Below are 19,928 nucleotides of genomic sequence, written 5' to 3' on the forward strand. Positions count from 1 at the left end.
GACAGCCCACGCAGCGAACGTTCGAAGATCGAATCGGCACCGATCCACCGATCCGACCGGCGTCATCCGGGCGGTGCGGTTCCGGTCATCCGATCCCGTAGTCGATCCCGGTCATCCGATCCCGTAGTCGATCCCGGTCATCCGATCTCGTAGTTCTGGCCGAGTACGACGGACACATCAGCGTTCGCGGCGGGCTTGCCCTGCTTCAGCGCGCTCGTCGGCAGGCCCAGGGTCTTGGCGACCTGCGTCGCCTTGTCCTTGTCCGCCGCGGTCTTGTAGACGACCTCGGACAGCGTCACGGTCTCGGCCGTCCCGCCGCCGACGAAGGCATAGCCGCCGTTGACCAGCTTGATCCGGGCGGACTCCGTGCCGTCCTTGTCCCCGGTGGCGTTCTTGATCCCGACCCGCACCGCCGCGCCGGCGTCCGGAGCCTTCACCGTGCCGCCCAGGATGTCCTTGACGACGCTCTCGGTGGCCGCGTCGGTGAGGGTGCCGTCGGCCTGCACGGGCAGCAGTGCCGTCTTGTAGTCGCCGACCTTGGCGTGCTGGGCGAGCTTCGCCAGGGAGGCGCCGAGGTCCTTCTCCGGCAGCGACGGGTCGAGGATCTGCGCCAGCGTCTGCACGGTGACCGTGGCGGCCTTCGGGTCGTCCGAGATCTTCCGCAGAACGCCCCGCATGACCTCCCCGAACCGCATGAGCTGCTTCGCCTCGGCCTCACCGGGCGCCCGGTAGGTGGCGTACGCGACGGCCATCTGGCCGCTCAGGGTCTGTGCCTCGCCCTTCTTCACCAGGGGGGAGGCGCCCTTCTTCGTGTCGGGCACCTCGGTGTCGGTGTCGATCTCGATGTTGCCGACCAGGTCGACGAGCGTCTCCAGATAAGGGGTGTCGAGCCGCCATGTACCGCTGATCTCGGTGCCGAGCAGCGTGTCGATGGAATCGCGGGTGCCGGTGGTCCCGTCGTCCTCGACGGACTTGCCGAGGGTGGTGGTGACGCCCCCGTCGTCGGAGACCGCGAGCGAGTTGGGGAGCAGGACCGTGGTCCCCTGCTTGGTCGTCACGTTGTCGACGAGCAGCGCCGTGGAGGTGCCGCCCTTCTTGGTGTTGTGCAGATGGACCACGATGACGTCCCGCTCCTGCGGGCCCGTCGTCGCCGTGTTCTCCTTCTCCGGGCCGGAGAGGCCGGGGATCTTTCCGGCGGACCAGAGGTAGCCGACACCGCCGACCACGACCAGGACCACCACGACTATCAGCGCGACCATGCGGTTGCGGCCGCGACGCCGTGCCTCCTCGCGCCGCTCGCTGCGGCTCTCGGTGAACTTCAGCCAGTCGATGACGTCTTCGGAGTCCTCGTCGGGCTCCTCGATGAAGGAGAACTGCTCGGTGCGGTAGTCACGGTCGGCCCGGCGCTGTCCTGGAACGACCGGTTCCGGCCCGGCCCCGGCCTCGGGGTCCTGGCGGGGCGGCGCGGGTGCGGGCGGGGACGGCGGCGCGGCGGCCTGCTGCGGGATGTTCCACTGCTGCGTGGTGTCGACAGCGGCGGGCTGCTGACCCGTGTCGTAGCCATAGCCGTCGTAGCCGCCGTAAGCCTGCTGCTGAGGCTGCTGAGGCTGCTGAGGCTGTTGCGGCTGCCGGGGGGGCTGCTGCGAGCCGTACGGGTCGTACGACTGCGGCTGCGGCTGCGGCTGCGGCTGCGCAGGCTGCTGCTGGGGCTGTTGCGGCTGCTGAGGCTGGGCGTACGGGTCGTATCCGTACCCCTGGTCGGCCTGATGCGGCTGCTGGGCCTGCTGGGCCTGCTGAGGCGCATACGGGTCGTACGCCTGCTGTCCGGGCTGCTGATACACCGGCTGCCCGTACTCGTCGTAGCCGATGATCTGCGGCTGCTGGTAGTACGGGTCGTACGGGTTCTGTCGGTCGTTCACCGGTGCCCCTCTGCGTGGCTCATTCGCCGCGGTACAGCTGGCGCTTGTCGATGTAGCGGACCACACCGTCCGGCACCAAGTACCAGACCGGCTCGCCCTTCGCGACCCTCTCGCGGCAGTCCGTGGACGAGATGGCGAGCGCGGGCACCTCCACGAGGGAGACCCCGCCCTCCGGCAGACCGGGGTCCGTGAGCACATGCCCCGGCCGCGTCACACCGATGAAGTGGGAGAGCGAGAAAAGCTCCTCGGCGTCCCGCCAGGTGAGGATCTGGGCGAGCGCGTCGGCGCCGGTGATGAAGAAGAGGTCCGCGTCGCCGTGGTTCGCGCGCAGGTCCCGCAGCGTATCGATGGTGTACGTCGGCCCGCTGCGGTCGATGTCGCTCCGGCTGACCGAGAACTGCGGGTTGGACGCCGTCGCGATGACCGTCATCAGATAGCGGTCCTCGGCCGGGGAGACGTTCTTGTGGCTCTTCTGCCACGGCTGCCCAGTCGGAACGAAGATCACCTCGTCGAGGTGGAACTGGGCGGCCACTTCACTGGCCGCCACCAGGTGTCCATGATGAATCGGGTCGAACGTCCCGCCCATCACACCGATTCGGCGCTTTTTGCGGCCGGTAGGCACTTCCTGCTCTCCCATGCGTGCAGAGCCTACTGGCACAGCTGTACGCCTTCGCCTCAGCGGTCGCGGTTGAAGCGGGTGGTGATCCACAGCAGGAGCAGCAGCACGACGAACGCACCGCCCCCGGTGACATACGGGCTGAGGCTTTCGTGGTTGCCGCCGTGCTCGCCGCCCTCGGCAGCGAGAGTGACCAGCTGGTGCGCGGTGCTCGTGAGGCTCATCTTCGGCAGGACCTATCGATCGGGAGTCGGAAGGAAGACGTCGCGCACATCGTATGCGGGCGCCCCGGGCACGCTCACGCCGACTCAGTCGTTGTTGTCGTCGTTGCGGTATCCGCGGAGCAGGAACCAGCCGAGCAGGACGGCTCCGACGAGCGAGGCGAGCAGCACGATACGGAGCGTGTTGCCAGGCCCCTGGTCCTCGGATGCGGCGGCGAGCAGAGCAACGGTGTGCGGCATGTCGGGCGTCTCCTCAGATATCCACAGCCCCCCGCACACCGTAGCCCCAGCACCTACGCTGGGATTTGTCAGGGGGGCGAGCGACGTCTCGTACGAACAGGGGGCCCATTCATGACCGAACGCAGCCACGAGAGCCACGAGAACGTGCCGAGCAGGCAGCGCAGGCGTTTCGCGGGAATCTCGTCCCGGGCCTACGAACACCCGGCCGACCGATCGGCCCTGGTGGCCCTGCGCAAGCTGAGCGGTTTCGACACCGTGTTCAAGACCCTGAGCGGTCTGCTGCCCGAGCGCAGCCTGCGACTGCTCTTCCTCTCCGACTCCGTCCGGGTGAGCGACGCGCAGTTCACCCATCTCAACGACATGCTGCGCGACGCCTGTTACATCCTGGACCTGGAGAAGGTCCCGCCGATGTATGTCAGCCAGGATCCGCAGCCCAATGCCATGTGCATCGGTCTCGACGAGCCGATCATCGTGGTGACGACGGGGCTGGTGGAGTTGCTGGACGAGGAGGAGATGCGGGCCGTCATCGGCCACGAGGTGGGACACGCCCTCTCGGGCCATGCCGTGTACCGCACGATTTTGCTGTTCCTCACCAATATCGCGCTGAAGGTCGCCTGGATCCCGCTCGGCAATGTCGCGATCATGGCGATCGTGACGGCACTGCGCGAGTGGTTCCGCAAGTCGGAGCTGTCGGCCGACCGGGCGGGACTGCTCGTCGGCCAGGATCTGCAGGCGTCGATGCGCGGTCTGATGAAGATCGCGGGCGGCAACCATCTGCACGAGATGAATGTGGACGCCTTCCTCGCCCAGGCCGACGAGTACGAGAAGGGCGGCGATCTGCGCGACTCGGTGCTCAAGATCCTCAATCTGCTCCCCCGCTCGCACCCCTTCACCACGGTGCGCGCCGCCGAGCTGAAGAAGTGGTCCGAGACCCGCGACTACCAGCGGATCATGGACGGCCACTACCCGCGACGTGACGAGGACAAGGACACCTCGGTGACGGATTCCTTCCGGGAGTCCGCGGCCCACTACGCGGACACGGTGCGCACCAGCAAGGATCCGCTGATGAAGCTGGTCGGCGACATAGCGGGCGGCGCCGGGGACCTGGGCGGCAAGCTCCGTGACAAGTTCACCGGTCAGGGAGGCGGGGGCGCGGCCGGCAAGGGCGGCGCTACGAACGGCTCCGCTGGCTCTGCGCGGCCCCAGGAGCCTGGGAACCCTGATGAGGAGGAGCGGGGGACGGCGGGGAGCTGACCGCCAGCGTCCCGCAGAGCGCCGCGGTGGGCCGGTCCGTCGTGTACGGGTCGGTGCCCGCAGGGCCTCGGGAGGTGGCGCGCGCTCCGGCGAGCAGCGGCTGCAGTGCTCCGCTGGTGTCCGCCGGGCAGGCCTGCGGTCCGGCCTGTACGTAGCTGGTGCGCAGCTCCAGCCGGTGCAGCCGCAGGTCGTCCCGGTCGAAGCGGAAGTGCAGCTCGCGCCGTACGGTGAAGAGCGAGGCGCCGCCTGGCTCTTGGGGCCCCGAAACGGCCGGGCGGAGCGTGTAGGTGAAGGTGTGGTCCGAGACCACCTCCAGGGTGTCGGCCCCCGCCTCGGTGTAGCTCAGGGTGCCCCGGACCCGGACGTCCGGAGCGGCCAGTGCCACCTTCGCCGGGTCGAACCGCACCAACCAGCCGGTCGCGGTGTGCTGCCCGTCGTCGGCGGGGCGGCTCATGCTGCGGTCGAACTGGGCCATCTGGTCCGGGTCGAGGAGGAGTTTTACCGGCCGTACCGCGTCCCCGGTGAGGACGTCGGGGTCGAGCGAGGAGGCCACCAGGTAGTCCTTGGCCGTGGTCAGAGCCGTTGCCACCTGGCTGTCCGAGAAGTTGCCCGTGCCTCGGATCGCCGGGAAATTGATGCCTGCAGCACCTTTTTCGAACTGTGCGGCGGGGCTCCTGGCGAGGAGGTCGGCGGCGGTTCCGCCGGGTACGGCGCCCCGGGGAGCCAGGGGTACGACGGTCGACCGCAGCGGTTCGGCCCTTTTGCCGACGGGCGCCTGGTAGGGGTGGCGGAAGCCCATGTACACGGCCGTTCCGAAGGCCAGGGCGATCAGGAGGACCAGGGCGATGGCGGCCTTGGAGCCGGCGCGGAAGCCCCGGGCCGGAAGGCTGCTCACCGCACGGGCGTGGTCGCCCATGCGCTCCTGGGCGGAGAATTCCTTCAGCCGGGCAGCACGGACGAACGACTCGTCGAAGACGAGTGAGCGGTACTCGTCCTCGCCGCCGCCCGGGGCGTTCTCGGGCGGGCCTTCTGGTGGTTCTCCGCGGTCTGCCATGACTTCTCCCGACTCCACGTCACCGACCGGGGCCGAAACGCCTCGCTCTGCTTCGGCCGATCGGCTTCGGACAGGGCCTGCCCGTCATGGGTTGGCATGACGTCGCATGACTGCGCATGTACGGACGAGTGAGAAGCCCCCTCGTAGAGAGGGGTCATACCTTCAGGGTAGGTCGATTACGACCGGGGTAAACGCTCAGCCGCCGCAGAACCGGGCGAGAGCTGCCCCGGAGCTCCGGCAGCGGCCCCCTCGGCGCGGCCCTCAGGACGGGCGCGGGACCGCCGAGACCGTGGGGCGGAGATAGCCGGCCGAGGCCGGCGGGATGGCGCTTGGGACGGGGCCCGGAGTGCTGTCCACACCGGTGGTCGCGGGCGGCGGGACGGGGTCCTGGCGGTTGCCCGAAGTGTTGCGGTAGACGGCGCTGAAGGCCAGCGCGACCATTCCGATGCCCATCAGCACGGCCAGCAGCCAGGCCACCGGCCGGTGCCAGCGTGCCGTGCCCCGGTAGGGGCGCAGGGCGCCGCCGTGGCGCCCGTAGGGGCCGTTGTCGTACCAGTCGTCGTCATCAGGGTCCGCTGAGTCGCCGTAGGCGCTCCCGCGGCCGTATGCGCCGCCCGGCCCGTATCCCTCGTCATAGAGTTCGTCGTCCGACTGTCCGCCGCCCGCCCTCGCCCGGGATGCTTCGGCCTCGGCGCGCGCCTGTGCGGCCGCGAGCAGTCGCTCCACAGCGGTGGGTTCATGGATCTCGGCGGCCCGTACGAAGTCCTCGTCGAACACCACGGAGGCGAAGTCCTCGTCCGCGCCCCCGCGGTCGTCGTCGGGCTCCCAGCCGTCCGGGAACGGCCTGCCCCCCACGTCGTCCGGCACGGATCCAGACTAGCCCCGCGGGGTCGTTCTGGGCAGGGAGCCCGCAACATTCGCCGAACCCCGACGGTCACCGCACGTGACCGTCGCCCGTGACGATGTACTTCGTCGAGGTCAGTTCCGGCAGGCCCATCGGGCCCCTGGCGTGCAGCTTCTGGGTGGAGATGCCGATCTCGGCGCCGAAGCCGAACTGGCCGCCGTCGGTGAAACGCGTCGACGCGTTCACGGCCACCGTCGTGGAGTCCACCAACTGGGTGAAGCGGCGCGCCGCGGCCTGGGAGGTGGTCACGATCGCCTCGGTGTGGCCGGAGGACCAGAGCCGGATGTGCGCGACGGCCGCGTCCAGCGATTCCACGACGGCCGCGGCGATGTCGTACGAGAGGTACTCGGTCTCCCAGTCCTCCGGCGTCGCAGCCACGACGGTGGCCTTGGACCCCTCGGCGTATTCGAGGACCCGCTCGTCGCCGTGCACGGTCACCCCTGCGTCGGCCAGCGCGTCCAGGGCGCGCGGCAGGAACCGCGCGGCGACGTCCTTGTGGACCAGGAGCGTCTCGGCGGCGTTGCAGACGCTCGGGCGCTGTGCCTTGGAGTTGATCAGGATGTCGACGGCCATGTCGAGGTCGGTCTGCGCGTCCACGTACACATGGCAGTTGCCGGTGCCGGTCTCGATGACCGGCACGGTGGATTCCTCGACGACCGAGCGGATCAGGGAGGCGCCGCCGCGCGGGATGAGGACGTCGACGAGGCCGCGGGCCCGCATCAGTTCCCGTACGGAGTCGCGGTTCTCGCCCGGCACCAGTTGCACCGCGTCGGCCGGGAGGCCGGAGCCGCCCACCGCGTCGCGCACCACTCGTACGAGCGCGGTGTTGGAGGCGTACGCGGAGGACGAGCCGCGCAGCAGGACGGCGTTGCCCGACTTCAGGCAGAGGGCCGCGGCGTCGACCGTCACATTGGGCCGGGCCTCGTAGATGATGCCGACGACGCCGAGCGGCACCCGGACCTGTCGCAGGTCGATGCCGTTGGGCAGGGTCGAGCCGCGGACGACCTCGCCGACCGGGTCGGGCAGCGCGGCCACATCCCGCACATCGGCGGCGATGGCCCGGATCCGCCCCGGGGTGAGGGTGAGCCGGTCGACGATCGACTCGCTGGTCCCGGCCTCGCGGGCGCGGGCGACGTCCTCGGCGTTGGCCGCGACGATCTCGGCCGTCCGCACTTCCAGCGCGTCCGCGATCGCCAGCAGCGCGTCGTCCTTCGCTGCACGCGGCAGCGGCGCGATGTCGTCGGCGGCGGAGCGTGCCCGGTAGGCGGCCTGGGCGACCGGGGACATGTTGTCGTACGGCGAAAGCGTGGTCATGCCCGCAGGGTAGTGCGCACACTGCGGGCATCCCTCACGTATCCCGTGATGCGAGACGGCCGTCCCAGCCGGAGCCGGCCGGTCAGTACGGAGCCGGCCGGTCAGTACGGATGGACGCCGACCGGTGCCGCCGGGGGCGGCCCGTATCCCTCGGCGACGCGCTGGTGGTACGTCTCGCGGTCGATGACCTCCAGTCCGACGATCTCCCAGGGCGGAAGGCCGGCGGTGGAACGGTGCTCACCCCACAGCCGCAGTGCGACGGCAGCCGCGTCGTGCAGATCGCGGGCCTCTTCCCAGTAGCGGATCTCCGCGTGGTCGTTGGCGTAGCGGCTGGTCAGCAGGAAGGGGTGGTCGTGTGCGAGCTGTTCGAGGCCGCGTCTGACCTCCTTCAGCGGAATCGCGGTGCCCGAGACGCTGAGCGTGATGTGCCAGAGTCTCGACGGGGTGCGCTGCTCCTCCTTCGCCACCGTCGGCTCGGGTCCGGTGGTCCGGTCGTCCCCACGGTCCGTGGACCGTCTCCCGTCGAAGCCGACGCCTGCTCCGACGCTGGTCAGGGCCCTGCCACCCGTTCCTCGGGGTGGCGCCCCCGGGCGCGCTCGTCTCACCGGCGGCCTCCTGTGAATGCGTTTGCTGTGCTGTACCCCGCAGTGTCCCCGCTACAAAGTTGACCAGCCCGCGGCCGACGATGGGACGGTTTTGGTGAAGGTCTCTGCCTTGAGGCTGGACTTTCAGCCGTTTCAGGGGGTCTGTCGGGGGTGCAGGACGACGAGATCGTCCCTGTGTACGACCTCGCGCTCATATGCCGGACCGAGTTCCCGCGCCAGGTCGCGGGTGGAGCGGCCGAGCAGCTGCGGGATCTCCTTGGCGTCGAAGTTGACGAGTCCGCGGGCCACGGGGCGGCCTTCGAGGTCGCGCAGTTCGACCGGGTCGCCCGCGGTGAACTCGCCCTCGACCGAGGCGATCCCGGCCGGCAGCAGCGAGCTGTGCCGCTCGACGACCGCCTGTACGGCCCCGTCGTCGAGGGTCAGCGAGCCCTGCGGGGTGGAGGCGTGAGCCAGCCAGAGCAGCCGGTCCGCCGAGCGGCGTCCGGTGCGGTGGAAGTACGTACCGGTGTCGCGTCCGGCCAACGCGTCGGCGGCCCTGCTGGCGGAGGTGAGGACGACCGGGACTCCGGCAGCCGTGGCGATCCGGGCGGCCTCGACCTTGGTGACCATGCCACCGGTGCCGACGCCCGCCTTCCCCGCGCTGCCGATGGTGACACCCGCGAGATCCTCGGGGCCGGTCACCTCGGCGATCCGTGAGGTGCCGGGGGTGGCGGGGTCGCCGTCGTAGAGGCCGTCCACGTCGGAGAGGAGGACCAGCAGATCGGCGCGGACGAGATGGGCGACGAGCGCGGCCAGCCGGTCGTTGTCGCCGAACCGGATCTCGTCGGTGGCGACGGTGTCGTTCTCGTTGACGACCGGGAGGGCGCCCATGTCCAGGAGCTGGTCGAGGGTGCGGTAGGCGTTGCGGTAGTGCGCGCGGCGGCTGGTGTCGTTGCTGGTGAGCAGCACCTGGCCGACGCGTACGCCGTAGCGCGCGAAGGAGGCGGTGTAGCGGGCGACGAGCAGCCCCTGGCCGACACTGGCGGCGGCCTGCTGTCTGGCCAGGTCCTTGGGCCGGCGGTGCAGCCCGAGCGGGGCGAGCCCGGCGGCGATGGCCCCGCTGGAGACGAGCACGACCTCGCGCTCTCCGCCGCTTCTCACCTTGGCGAGCACGTCGACGAGCGCGTCGACACGGTCCGCGTCGAGGCCGCCCGCCGCGGTGGTGAGGGAGGAGGAACCGACCTTGACCACGATCCTGCGGGCCTCTGCGACGCCCTGCCTTGCCCCTGACACGTACATCCCCAATGATTCGGCCTCGCCCAGCTCTGGCAATCTACGGGAGCGGAGGAATCGGCGCCTGTGCGTTTCGGCCCGTGGACGCATGAGCGGCTCCGTGACCCGTGCGTCCGCCCGATGCGCCGCAGCGGGCGGACGGGCCCGGGAATTTCGACGCGCTCGACCCGGCAACCATTGGTAGGTCTCGCTCATCTAACAGCCGATAGGGTGCGTGGCAGCGACTCTCCCCCACTTTCGGCAGGGACAGTGCCGGCCCCGCACCCGCCGCCATCTCCAGGGACCTCTACCAGACATGGGACAGCAGCGATGCCCGTCAAAGTAAGTGTCGTCATTCCCGTATACAACCCGGGTAAGTACATCGACCCCTGCATCGACTCACTTCTGCGGCAGACCCTCCCTGCGGGGGAGTTCGAAGTTCTCTTCGTCAACGATGGATCCACGGACGACACTCCTGAACGGCTCGAAAAGCTGGCGGTGGATCACTCGCATTTCCGGGTGATCACCATTCCCAACTCCGGGTGGCCCGGAAAGCCGCGCAACGTCGGCGTGGCCGAAGCGAAGGGCGAGTACGTCCAGTTCGTCGACCAGGACGACCACCTCGCCTCCGACGCCCTGCGCCGACTGTACGAGATGGGGCACCGCAACGGCTCGGACATCGTCATCGGCAAGGTGGCCAGCAACTTCCGCGGTGTTCCGCACGGCGTGTTCAAGAAGAACCGTGAGAAGTGCACCCTGCGCGACGCGCCCCTGTACGACAGCCTCACACCGCACAAGATGTTCCGGACGGATTTCCTCCGTGAGAACGGCATCGCCTACCCCGAGGGGAAGCGTCGTCTGGAGGACCAGCTCTACATGATGCAGGCGTACTTCCCGGCCGAGGTCGTCTCCATCCTGGGCAACTACACCTGTTACTTCTACTCCCGGCGCGACGACGGCAAGAATGCCGGATCCACCAGGATCGTTCCGGCCCTCTACTACGGGAACCTCCGCGAGGTCCTGGACGTCGTCGTGGCCAACACCGAGCCGGGCGAGTTCCGGGATCTGCTGCTCCGCCGCTTCTACCGGGTCGAGATGCTGAGCCGCCTCAGCGAACCCGCGGTGGTCAAGTACCAGCCCGATTTCTTCGGCGAGATGGTCGATGCGATCAGGCCGCTGGCCGTCGACTTCATGGGCGACGGCGTGCGCGACGGCCTCGGCCCGCTGCTGCGGATCCGCTCCACACTCCTGCGCAGGGACGACCGGGAGGGGCTGCTGCGGATCGCCCGGTTCGCCGGGTCCGTCAAGGCGTCGGCCCGTCTGGAGGAGTTCGCCTGGCAGCCGGACGGCCGCGTCGCCGTCACCGTCACCGCACGGCTGGTCCAGGGCGACGACGAGACCCCGGTGAAGCTGCTGCGCCGGGACGGCCGCTACTTCCTGCACCCGGACAACGGGGGCGGGCTGCTGGCCGAGAACGAACTCCTCGATGTCACCGACGACTTCGACGGCTTCTCCGCCGAGCTGTCCCTGCGCAATCGCGAGACGGCCGTCGAGTGGCCCTGCCCCGCGACGTTCACCACCAAGACCGAGGAACTCGGCGACGGGGCCTGCGAGATCGTCCTGCGCGGCAGCGGTCACGTCTCCTCGGAGGCGGTGAAGGGCCGCGGCCGGGTCTCCCGCGGCTTCTGGGACATCTGGGTACCGCTGCGCGGCCTGGGCCTGGTCCGCAAGGCGAGGCTGGGTGCCGACCGCGCGCCCGAGGTGGACGCCGACTGTCTGCCCGCCTCGCTCGGCTCACCGGCCCGCGCCGTCATCCCGTACTTCACCGACCCGTACGGCAACCTCACGCTCGATGTCGCCCGTCGCGGCAAGAAGCTCGCCGACTATCTGGACGGCCGCCCCGTTCTGCGGACCCCGGGTCGCCGTCCCGAGCTCCGGCTGGACCTCTTCACCGCCACCACCACCGCCGCCTCCGACGCCCAGCTGGTCCTGAGCCCGGCCGACGGAACCGACTCGCCCGTGCACACGCTGCGCACCGTCCTGCAACCGACGCGGGGCCGCGCCCACCTCACCGTGCCCGGCCGCGCCCCCGGCGTCGCGGCGGGCGCCTGGAAGCTCTCCGTCCGGCTGGACGGCGAGAAGGGCCCCGCGCTCAGCCTCTGCGACGTCACCGTCGGCACGGGCGGCAGGATCCAGCTGGATCCTGAGCTGCCCGAGACCGCGGAAACGTTCATGGCCGGCGTGGCCGCGCAACGCCGGAAGGCAACGGTGCGTCGCGCGCTGCGCGCCGTCGGCGGCCCGATCGTGCGCAGGCTCCCGCCGCAGGGCCGCAAGCGCGCCCGTCGACTCGCCGCCCGGTTCGTCAGCTGATCCGCTGCCGAGGACGGCCCCCACAAGCACCGGACAACACAAACACCTCGGACAAGGACGTGATCGCATGCGGCAGCTCTCCATCGCAGGGGCCTGGGTGCATGAGCCCAAGGTCTTCCCGGACAGCCGCGGCAGCTTCCACGAGTGGTTCAAGGGATCGGAGCTGAGCGAGGCCGTCGGACACACGCTGGAGCTCGCGCAGGCCAACTTCTCCGTCTCCAGCCGGGGAACGCTGCGCGGCGTCCACTTCGCCGATGTGCCGCCGAGCCAGGCGAAGTACGTCAAGTGCGTACGCGGCGCGGTGCTCGACGTCATCGTGGACATCCGGGTCGGCTCCCCCACGTACAAGCGGTGGGAGGCCGTCCGGCTGGACGACGCGGACCATCACGCCGTCTATCTCGCCGAGGGTCTCGGCCATGCCTTCATGGCCCTGACGGACGACGCGTCGGTCGTCTATCTGTGCTCCGAGGGGTACGCGCCCGGCCGCGAGCACGGCATCGACCCGCTCGACCCCGAGCTGGGCATCGAGTGGCCGCAGGGGATCACCCCGCTGCTGTCCGACAAGGACGCCGCGGCCCCCTCGCTGGCCGAGGCGGAGGCGCAGGGCCTGCTGCCGTCGTACGAGGCGTGCCAGGCGTACTACGCGCGGCTGCGCGCCCGCGGCTGAGCCCGGCCCAGAACGCCGAAGCCCCCGTGGTCCGTACGGATCACGGGGGCTTCGTACTGCCTGGGGCCGGTCAGCCGGCGAGGGCCTCGATGCGCCCCCGCAAGGGTGCGAACGCCGAGCGCGGGCGGCGCAGGTTGCGGGCGCGGGTCAGGGCCGGCCAGAAGTCGGCACCGAGCAGTGCCTCGGGCTGAACGGCGTTCTTCCGCACCAGCACCTCCTCGGGCACGTCCTGCGGATCGGGTACGACGTACTCCTCGATGATCTTGTCGTACGCGTTCTTCAGGACGTCGCTCTCCGGGTCCGCGCCGAACACGGCGACCACGCCGGTCGGTGCCGTGTCCAGCTCCACGACGACCAGGTCGGGGCGGTAGCGGCGCAGCACCTGCACCACCTTGTACACATCACCGGTCCAGTACTTGGTGTGCCGGTCGCGGGCCGCCTCGTCGACATCGCGCGGCAGCATGTCGTCCAGCACGATCACACTCGACCAGCGGGCGTGCTTCTCGACGTTCATGAAGTCGCGCAGGGCGTACTCGAAGAGGTGCATGCCGTCGATGAAGGCGAGTTCCAGTTTCGGATCGCCGCCGAGCAGATTGAGCGGGTCGCGGCGGGCGAGGGCGCGGAACGGGTTGCGGCCGTTGCGCAGGTGCAGCAGCGGGTCCTTGCGGGCGAAGAAGTCGTCGCTCGTCGCCTTGACCAGGTGGACGTCGCAGCTGATGTCCGTCACCACCCGGAAAGCGGGGTCGACGGCGACGGAGGGCACTCGCGAGAGCGCCAGGCTCCTGCCGTCGTTGACCCCGATCTCCAAATAGTTCCGAGGACGGTAGACGCGGTGCAATTGACGAAGAAAGTCATGGCGGTTCACGTGGAGCAGCCCTTCGGAGGAAACCAACTGGTCTGGTCCCCGGCGAAGTTACCCCATGAACGCACTGTGATGTAAGCGTTCACCCCTAGGTAAACCTCCATTGTTTACATCGTCGAAATTCGACGCGATTGACCGTCGATACGATCATTGGACGATCACGGTCGCTCTGCTGCGAGGAGTGCCGGGAATGCCTCTTCCAGGGCCGCGCGCCAGTCCCTGATCGGTTCGATTCCGGCTGTCGCCCAGCGGTCGTGTCCCAGCACGCTGTACGCGGGTCGGGGCGCGGGGCGCACGAAGGCCTCGCTGGTCGTGGGGCGGACGCGCGCCGGGTCCGTGTCCAGAAGCCGGAAGATCTCCCGGGTGAAGCCGAACCAGGTCGTCTCGCCGCCGCTGGTGCCGTGGTAGACACCTGCGGGGGCGGTGCCCGCGAGCGCGGCCCGGCCGAGCCGGACGAGCCGGTCGGCCAGGTCGACGGTCCAGGTGGGCTGTCCGCTCTGGTCGTCCACGACGTCGAGGGTGTCCTTGACTCCCTCCAGCCTGATCATCGTACGGACGAAGTTGCCGCCGCCCGCGCCGTACAGCCAGGCGGTACGGACCACGTAGCCCGTGTCCGGCAGGGTGTCCAACACCCCCCGCTCACCGGCCAGTTTGGTACGGCCGTAGGCGCTGCGCGGTCCGGTGGGGGCGTCCTCGGCGTAGGGCTTCTCGCCGTCCCCGGCGAAGACGTAGTCGGTGGAGACCTGGAGGAGGACGGCACCGTGTTCGCGGCAGGCGGCGGCAAGGACCTCGGGGCCCGTGCCGTTGACCCGCAGCGCGGCATCCTCCTGGGACTCGGCGTCGTCGACGGCGGTCCAGGCGGCGCAGTTCACCACGACGGCGGGGCGGTGCTTCTCGAAGCCCGCGCGCACCGATGCCGGGTCCGCGATGTCCATGGCCGCGCGGTCAGCGGCGACGACGGTGACGTCCTCGCCGGCGAGCCGGGCCAGGACGTCCCGGCCCAGCATCCCGGCGGCTCCGGTGACCAGCCAGACGGTGCTCACAGCGCGGCCCGGTCCTTCAGCGGCTCCCACCAGGCGCGGTTGTCGCGGTACCACTGCACGGTCTCGGCGAGACCGGTGCGAAAGTCCTTGCGGGGCTCGTAGCCGAGCTCCTCGCGGATCTTGGTGCAGTCGACCGAGTAGCGGCGGTCGTGGCCCTTGCGGTCCTCGACGTAGGTGACGCCGGTGTCCCAGTCGGCGCCGCAGGCGTCCAGCAGCAGGCCGGTGAGCTCCTTGTTGGAGAGCTCGGTGCCGCCGCCGATGTTGTAGACCTCGCCGGCCCGGCCCTTCGTACGGACCAGTTCGATCCCCTGGACGTGGTCGTCGATGTGCAGCCAGTCGCGGACGTTGGCGCCGTCGCCGTACAGCGGGACGGACTTGCCGTCCAGCAGGTTGGTGACGAAGAGCGGGATGACCTTCTCGGGGAAGTGGTGGTGCCCGTAGTTGTTGGAGCAGCGGGTCACCCGCACGTCGAGGCCGTGGGTGCGGTGGTAGGAGAGAGCGATCAGGTCGCTGGACGCCTTGGCCGCGGAGTAGGGCGAGTTGGGCGCGAGCGGGTCGGTCTCGGGCCAGGAGCCCTCGTCGATCGAGCCGTAGACCTCGTCGGTGGAGATGTGCACGAAGGTCTTGATGCCGGCCAGGTGCGCGGCGTGGACCAGGGTGTGGGTGCCCACGACGTTCGTACGGACGAATTCGGCGCCGCCGTCGATGGAGCGGTCCACATGGGACTCGGCGGCGAAGTGCACCACCTGGTCGTGCTCGGCCATCAGCTCGGCAACCAGCTCCGGGTCGCAGATGTCGCCCTGCACGAACCCGAAACCGGGGTGGTCGCGCACCTCGTCGAGGTTGGCCGGGTTGCCCGCGTAGGTGAGCTTGTCGAGCACGGTGACGGCGGTGTCGCCGGGTCCCCCGGGGCCGAGCACCGTACGGACATAGTGCGAGCCGATGAAGCCGGCACCGCCGGTCACCAGGATGTTCGTGGTCATGAGGAGATCTGCACCTTGCTGTGGTCGCCGAGTACGAGTCGGTGGGCGGACGGGGAACGGGGCGCGGGGGTCACCTCGACGTCGCGGCCGATGAGCGACGCCTCCACGCGGCGGACCCCGGAGATGGAGGCGCCCCGCAGAACGATGGAGTACTCGATCTCGCTGTCCTCGATCCGGCAGTCCTCCGAGACCGAGGTGAACGGGCCCACGTACGCGCCGCTGATCACCGACCGGGCTCCGATGATCGCGGGCCCGACGATGCGGCTGCCGCTGACCTTGGCGCCCGCCTCGATCCGGACCCGGCCGATGATCTCGCTGTCCTCGTCGACCTCGGCCTCCTCGTGGGTCGGCTCGATGCCCTCCAGGACGCTCCGGTTGACCTCCAGCATGTCGGTGACGTTGCCGGTGTCCTTCCAGTACCCGCGGATCGTGGTGGAGCGCACGTCGCGCTTCTGGTCGATCAGCCACTGGATGGCGTGCGTGATCTCCAGTTCACCGCGCCAGGACGGCTCGATCGAGCGGACGGCCTCGTGGACGGCGGGGGTGAAGAGGTAGACGCCGACGAGCGCCAGATCGCTCTTGGGCTCCTTCGGCTTCTCCTCCAGGGCCACCACCCGGCCGTCGGCGTCGAGCTCCGCGACACCGAAGGAGGTCGGGTTGGGCACCTGGGTCAGCAGGATCTGCGCATCGGGCCTGTCCGCGCGGAACTCCTCCACCAGACCGGTGATCCCGCCGACGATGAAGTTGTCGCCCAGGTACATGACGAAGTCGTCGTCCCCCAGGAAGTCACGCGCGATCAGCACCGCGTGGGCGAGGCCGAGCGGCTCGTCCTGCGGGATGTACGTGACCTCGATGCCGAGCCGGGAACCGTCACCGACCGCCTCGCGGATCTCCTCGGCGGTGTCGCCCACGATGATGCCGACCTCGGTGATGCCCGCTTCCGCAATGGCTTCCAGGCCGTAGAACAGCACGGGCTTGTTCGCCACGGGCACCAGTTGTTTGGCCGAGGTGTGTGTGATGGGACGCAGGCGGGTGCCCGCCCCTCCGGACAGTACGAGAGCCTTCACGTGACCAGTCCTCATGGTTGAGATATCGGTCTTGTCGCGGCTGCGACCTGCATGGCAACTTTACTGAGAATTGCTGCGCGATTCGTGGCGCGTCAACTCAGTGGTCGAGGTACGTGCACATGCCCGGAGCAGGGTGGGAGGGGGCGCGACTGCTCAGCCTGTGGTGATCCGCGACTTCCAGCGCCGTACGTCCCGTCGCACGCGCCGGACGACGCGCCGCGACAGTGACGCCCTACGGACCACGGCCTCGGGCTTCTCTATGCGCTTGCCGTCGTGCCAGTCGGGCACGGTGACCTCGAAATCGGAGTTCGAGAGACCGCTCGACCGGTCCCGGAAGTGCGGGTAGGCGAGGAAGAGCTTGTCACCCTTGCGTGAACCGACCACATCCGGAACGGACTTCTCCTTCAGGAACGTCAGCTGGTCCACCAGCACATCGGACCGGCCCCGCGCGACGGCGGCCAGCCGCAGCCTCTCGGCGACCTTGATCAGACGCGCCACGCCTTCGTTCCAGTACATGTCCATGAGCGGCGCCGCGAGCTCCATCTTGTGGCGCCGGACCTCCTGCGAGTCCCGGAGGAAGTTGGGGCCGAACTGCTGCAGCATCCCGACCGTGAAGGGGCGGATCATCAGGAAGTCACGCTTCGGACCGGCGGGTTCGAGCCGGTGAATGAGATCCATCATGGCCTTCATGGAGTCGAAGCGCCATTCATAGGTGCCGCTCTTGGTGACGTGCTTTCCGTCGTCCCGGCCGACCAGGTAATAGCAGGTGTAATTGGAGATGACGGAGACTCCGGCGCCCCGCAGATACGCCTCCATGGTGAAGAGCGCGTCCTCACCGGTCTTGAGTTTCTCGTCGAATCTCAGGCCTATCCGCTCCAGCAGTTCACGCCGGAAGAGTTTCTGTGCGCTCAGCGTGTAAATGACCTTGGAGTTGTATACGTTCACCCGGTCCTTGGTGGCCGTCCACATCGACCGGGGCGCTCCGCGATTGACCCCGACCACCTTGCCGAGCACCACGTCGGTGTGTGCCCGGTCGGCCCTCGCGACCATCCGCTCCAGCGCCTCGTCACCGAAGTAGTCGTCCGCGTCAAGGAAGAAGACGTAGCGGCCCCGCGCCATTTCGAGACCCACATTGCGCGGGCCGCTGGGGCCGCCGGAATTCGCCTGCCTGACCACCCTGGTCGAAACCGCGGACCGGGCCGCGAACTCCTCCAGATACTCACCGGTGCCATCGGTCGAACCGTCGTCGACCGCGACGATCTCGATCCGGTCGGCGCCTATGCTCTGCGCCTCCACCGATTCGAGGCAGCGAACGAGATAGGGCATCGCCTCATATGCGCCGATGATCACAGTTACGTCAGGAATTGGCATGTCGTTCACATCAACAGAAGACAGGCAACCCCTGACGTTGGTTGCCCGGCACCGTACACCCGATGGAGTGACCCATATCACAAAGGCCCGGCACAACCCTCATGGGGCTATGCCGGGCCGGGTGGATCGTGTTAACGAACCAGCTGAGCTCTCAGCCGCTCACACGTTCGCCGAGGTTTCTCTCCAGGCCCGCGTTCCGGGCCTCCGCCCTCGCCGCGAGCGCCTTCACCGCCGTGTTGAACTGCACGATCGAGGTGGGCTCGTCCGGGCCGAGGAGGTACTCCTTCAGCTCGCGCCGGTCGGCGGCCAGGGTGTCCGCGGCGGGATCCGCCACCGCGTCGAGCAGGGCGTCCAGCTCGGTAGCGGCATTGGACAGGATGACCGCAGCACGGACCGCGGTGTTCTGCCTGCGGAACTCGTCCTCACCGAGTGCGGCCGAATCGGTGACCGCGTACGGCTTGCCGCTCGCGATGAAGTCCGACACCACGCTGGAGATGTCGGAGACCATGGCGTCGGACTCGTTGAAGCAGTCGTACAGACGCATCCGGGCGCCCGTGATGACCTTGTGCTCCCACCAGCCGAGCGCACGCCAGGAGGCCGCGTTCCACTCGTCCTTGAGCCGCGCGATCTCGGCCTCGCGTGCCGGATCGGCCAGCGAGTCGCGAGACGTCTCGGCCTCGTCACCGGCGACGTTACCGCCGCTCGACAGCGTATCGATACGCGTCTCGATACGGGTCAGCTCGGCCCGCGCCTCGGCCTGCACCGCCTGAAGCGCCGCCGATTCCCCCGCCCAGCGCGGGTCGGCCGCACGCTCGGCGGCGGCCTTCTCGATCAGCGCGGTGATCCGCTGGTGCACGGCCTTGGCCTTGGCGTTGCGGGTACCGGTGAAGGGGTGCGGCTTGTAGAGGAGCCGCACCGGCTTGTCGGAGTTCAGCAGCCGCTTGACGATGTTCTCGCCGGCCAGCAGCAGCGAGGTGTTGCCCGGGTTGTCGTCCCAGCCCTCCCAGGTGGGGGCGTACAGCACGGTCGGGATCGGGTTCTTCGGCGCGCCGGTCCACGACTTGATGGAGGCCAGCTGCGGGCGGCCCACCTCGACGATGTCCTCGTCGCGCACACCGACATCGGCCAGCGCGTAACGGTCACGGCCTGCCCGGCCCGCGGTCCACACCTCGTCGTAGGCCTTGCTGTACGGGTTGACGCTGGCGAGCTTGTCGCTGTCGCCGTGGCCGATGAAGACGTGCTTCATCGTCGGCACCCGCAGCAGGTGGATGTTCTTGCCGACGTTGGCCGCGTAGAGCGCGACCCGTACCGACGAGAGATCCAGATTCATCAGGTGCACGCCACCGGGCACACAGAGCACAGGCACCGCTGTCGTGCTCAGCTGGGGCAGTATCGCGCGTTCACGCAGCAGGATCAGCGGGCGCCCGTCGACCTGCGCCATGGTCTCCAGCCACATGTTGACCTGGTAGGCCGATTCCTTGGAGCCGGAGAAGTAGAGGGCCACGTCCGGCTGGTACTCGCGCAGCCAGGTGCTCACCGCGCCCAGCACCTTGGCATCGGGGGCCACGAGCCGCTTCGGACGGATGTACGGGACGAGCGCCGCGAGGTAGCCGACCGCGAACACCAGCGTGAGGGCGAGGCCCGCGTAGGCGAAGCCGAACACCCCGGTCTCGATCGCGACCAGCACACCCGCCACCGCGAAGACGTCCAGGTGGAGCATCTTCTCGGCGGAACGGTTCATCAGAAGCGCCGGCGGGGCGTCCGGGATCCGCACCTGCTCCAGGTCGACGTTGCGCGTGATCACCGGGAGCTTGCGACGGAGCTTGATGAGGGTGACCGTCGCGGTCTGCGGCGCCTGGAGCCCGTAGAAGGCCAGCAGGCCGGCGACCGTCACATAGAAGAGCGTCTGCTCTCCGTACCCCATGCGGGAGAGCAGCAGGATCAGCAGCAGCTGGCGCACCAGGAAGCGGATCGAGAGCCCTGCGCGGACCGCGGCGAGCCGGTTGACCAGGTAGCTGCCGCAGTGATGCAGATACTGATCGGCCAGATAGGTCACCGCGGCAGCGCCTGCGAAGAACCACAGATTGGGGATTATCGCCGCGAGCATTATGCACGGGAATCCCAGAGCCAGGAGGAGAGCGGCGGCCAGCTCCGAACCGCTGCCCACTCGAGCCATGCGAATGGCTT

Annotated in this window: 18 protein-coding genes; 3 read left to right on the top strand and 15 right to left on the bottom strand. The window is 69.0% G+C overall.

The window, feature by feature from the left end:
* Positions 1-137 precede the first annotated feature (137 nt).
* The 4 genes from OG507_RS13195 to OG507_RS13210 form a co-directional block, all read right to left on the bottom strand.
* Positions 138-1,919, bottom strand: coding sequence for an LCP family protein (locus tag OG507_RS13195; protein WP_327367383.1), 1,782 nt, complete (start codon positions 1,917-1,919; stop codon positions 138-140).
* Positions 1,920-1,938: 19 nt separating this feature from the next.
* On the bottom strand, positions 1,939-2,556 hold the full coding sequence (nadD, locus tag OG507_RS13200) for a nicotinate-nucleotide adenylyltransferase (RefSeq protein ID WP_327367384.1): 618 nt from the start codon (positions 2,554-2,556) through the stop codon (positions 1,939-1,941).
* Positions 2,557-2,594: 38 nt separating this feature from the next.
* Entirely contained in the window at positions 2,595-2,759 is a 165-nt protein-coding gene (locus OG507_RS13205) for a hypothetical protein (RefSeq protein WP_327367385.1), read from the bottom strand.
* An 84-nt stretch (positions 2,760-2,843) separates the two neighbouring features.
* A complete protein-coding gene (locus tag OG507_RS13210) occupies positions 2,844-2,996 on the bottom strand; it encodes a hypothetical protein (protein WP_176740246.1) in 153 nt (50 codons plus the stop codon).
* A gap of 111 nt (positions 2,997-3,107) precedes the next feature.
* On the opposite strand from OG507_RS13210, the gene OG507_RS13215 reads away from it, so the two are divergent.
* A complete protein-coding gene (locus tag OG507_RS13215; protein ID WP_327367386.1) occupies positions 3,108-4,250 on the top strand; it encodes a M48 family metallopeptidase in 1,143 nt (380 codons plus the stop codon).
* Here OG507_RS13215 and OG507_RS13220 read toward each other — a convergent pair.
* The 5 genes from OG507_RS13220 to proB form a co-directional block, all read right to left on the bottom strand.
* Entirely contained in the window at positions 4,168-5,304 is a 1,137-nt protein-coding gene (locus OG507_RS13220) for an SCO2583 family membrane protein (protein WP_327367387.1), read from the bottom strand. The two genes, OG507_RS13215 and OG507_RS13220, sit on opposite strands and share 83 nt — an antisense overlap.
* A 261-nt stretch (positions 5,305-5,565) precedes the next feature.
* The gene (locus OG507_RS13225; RefSeq protein ID WP_327367388.1) at positions 5,566-6,171 is read right to left on the bottom strand and encodes an SCO2584 family spore wall biosynthesis protein; all 606 of its coding nucleotides are present in this window, start codon (positions 6,169-6,171) and stop codon (positions 5,566-5,568) included.
* 67 nt (positions 6,172-6,238) lie between these two features.
* Positions 6,239-7,522: a glutamate-5-semialdehyde dehydrogenase gene (locus OG507_RS13230; RefSeq protein WP_327367389.1), complete on the bottom strand. Its 1,284-nt coding sequence runs from the start codon at positions 7,520-7,522 to the stop codon at positions 6,239-6,241.
* A 101-nt stretch (positions 7,523-7,623) separates the two neighbouring features.
* Complete coding sequence (locus OG507_RS13235; RefSeq protein WP_327367390.1) at positions 7,624-8,127, bottom strand: hypothetical protein; 504 nt, start codon at positions 8,125-8,127, stop codon at positions 7,624-7,626.
* Positions 8,128-8,259: 132 nt separating this feature from the next.
* Complete coding sequence (proB, locus tag OG507_RS13240; protein WP_327371959.1) at positions 8,260-9,357, bottom strand: glutamate 5-kinase; 1,098 nt, start codon at positions 9,355-9,357, stop codon at positions 8,260-8,262.
* 351 nt (positions 9,358-9,708) lie between these two features.
* Here proB and OG507_RS13245 point away from each other — a divergent pair, with 351 nt between their 5' ends.
* Positions 9,709-11,748, top strand: a complete 2,040-nt coding sequence (locus tag OG507_RS13245) for a glycosyltransferase family 2 protein (RefSeq protein WP_327367391.1) — start codon at positions 9,709-9,711, stop codon at positions 11,746-11,748.
* 67 nt (positions 11,749-11,815) lie between these two features.
* The gene (gene rfbC / locus OG507_RS13250; RefSeq protein ID WP_327367392.1) at positions 11,816-12,415 is read left to right on the top strand and encodes a dTDP-4-dehydrorhamnose 3,5-epimerase; all 600 of its coding nucleotides are present in this window, start codon (positions 11,816-11,818) and stop codon (positions 12,413-12,415) included.
* 70 nt (positions 12,416-12,485) lie between these two features.
* On the opposite strand, the gene OG507_RS13255 is transcribed toward rfbC, so the two are convergent.
* The 6 genes from OG507_RS13255 to OG507_RS13280 all read right to left on the bottom strand — a co-directional run bounded on the left by OG507_RS13255 (position 12,486) and on the right by OG507_RS13280 (position 19,917).
* Positions 12,486-13,280, bottom strand: a complete 795-nt coding sequence (locus tag OG507_RS13255; protein ID WP_327367393.1) for a class I SAM-dependent methyltransferase — start codon at positions 13,278-13,280, stop codon at positions 12,486-12,488.
* Positions 13,281-13,435: 155 nt separating this feature from the next.
* On the bottom strand, positions 13,436-14,320 hold the full coding sequence (rfbD, locus tag OG507_RS13260) for a dTDP-4-dehydrorhamnose reductase (protein ID WP_327367394.1): 885 nt from the start codon (positions 14,318-14,320) through the stop codon (positions 13,436-13,438).
* On the bottom strand, positions 14,317-15,303 hold the full coding sequence (gene rfbB, locus OG507_RS13265; RefSeq protein ID WP_327367395.1) for a dTDP-glucose 4,6-dehydratase: 987 nt from the start codon (positions 15,301-15,303) through the stop codon (positions 14,317-14,319). Before rfbB ends, rfbD begins: the two co-directional genes overlap by 4 nt.
* Positions 15,300-16,370, bottom strand: a complete 1,071-nt coding sequence (locus OG507_RS13270; RefSeq protein WP_327367396.1) for a glucose-1-phosphate thymidylyltransferase — start codon at positions 16,368-16,370, stop codon at positions 15,300-15,302. The genes rfbB and OG507_RS13270 overlap by 4 nt, the downstream gene beginning before the upstream one ends.
* Positions 16,371-16,523: 153 nt before the next feature.
* Positions 16,524-17,741, bottom strand: coding sequence for a glycosyltransferase family 2 protein (locus OG507_RS13275; RefSeq protein WP_327367397.1), 1,218 nt, complete (start codon positions 17,739-17,741; stop codon positions 16,524-16,526).
* Between the two features lie 151 nt (positions 17,742-17,892).
* Entirely contained in the window at positions 17,893-19,917 is a 2,025-nt protein-coding gene (locus OG507_RS13280) for a hypothetical protein (RefSeq protein WP_327367398.1), read from the bottom strand.
* Positions 19,918-19,928: the final 11 nt, after the last annotated feature.

It is taken from the genome of Streptomyces sp. NBC_01217 (assembly GCF_035994185.1).
In the GTDB taxonomy this organism is placed as follows: Bacteria; Actinomycetota; Actinomycetes; order Streptomycetales; family Streptomycetaceae; genus Streptomyces.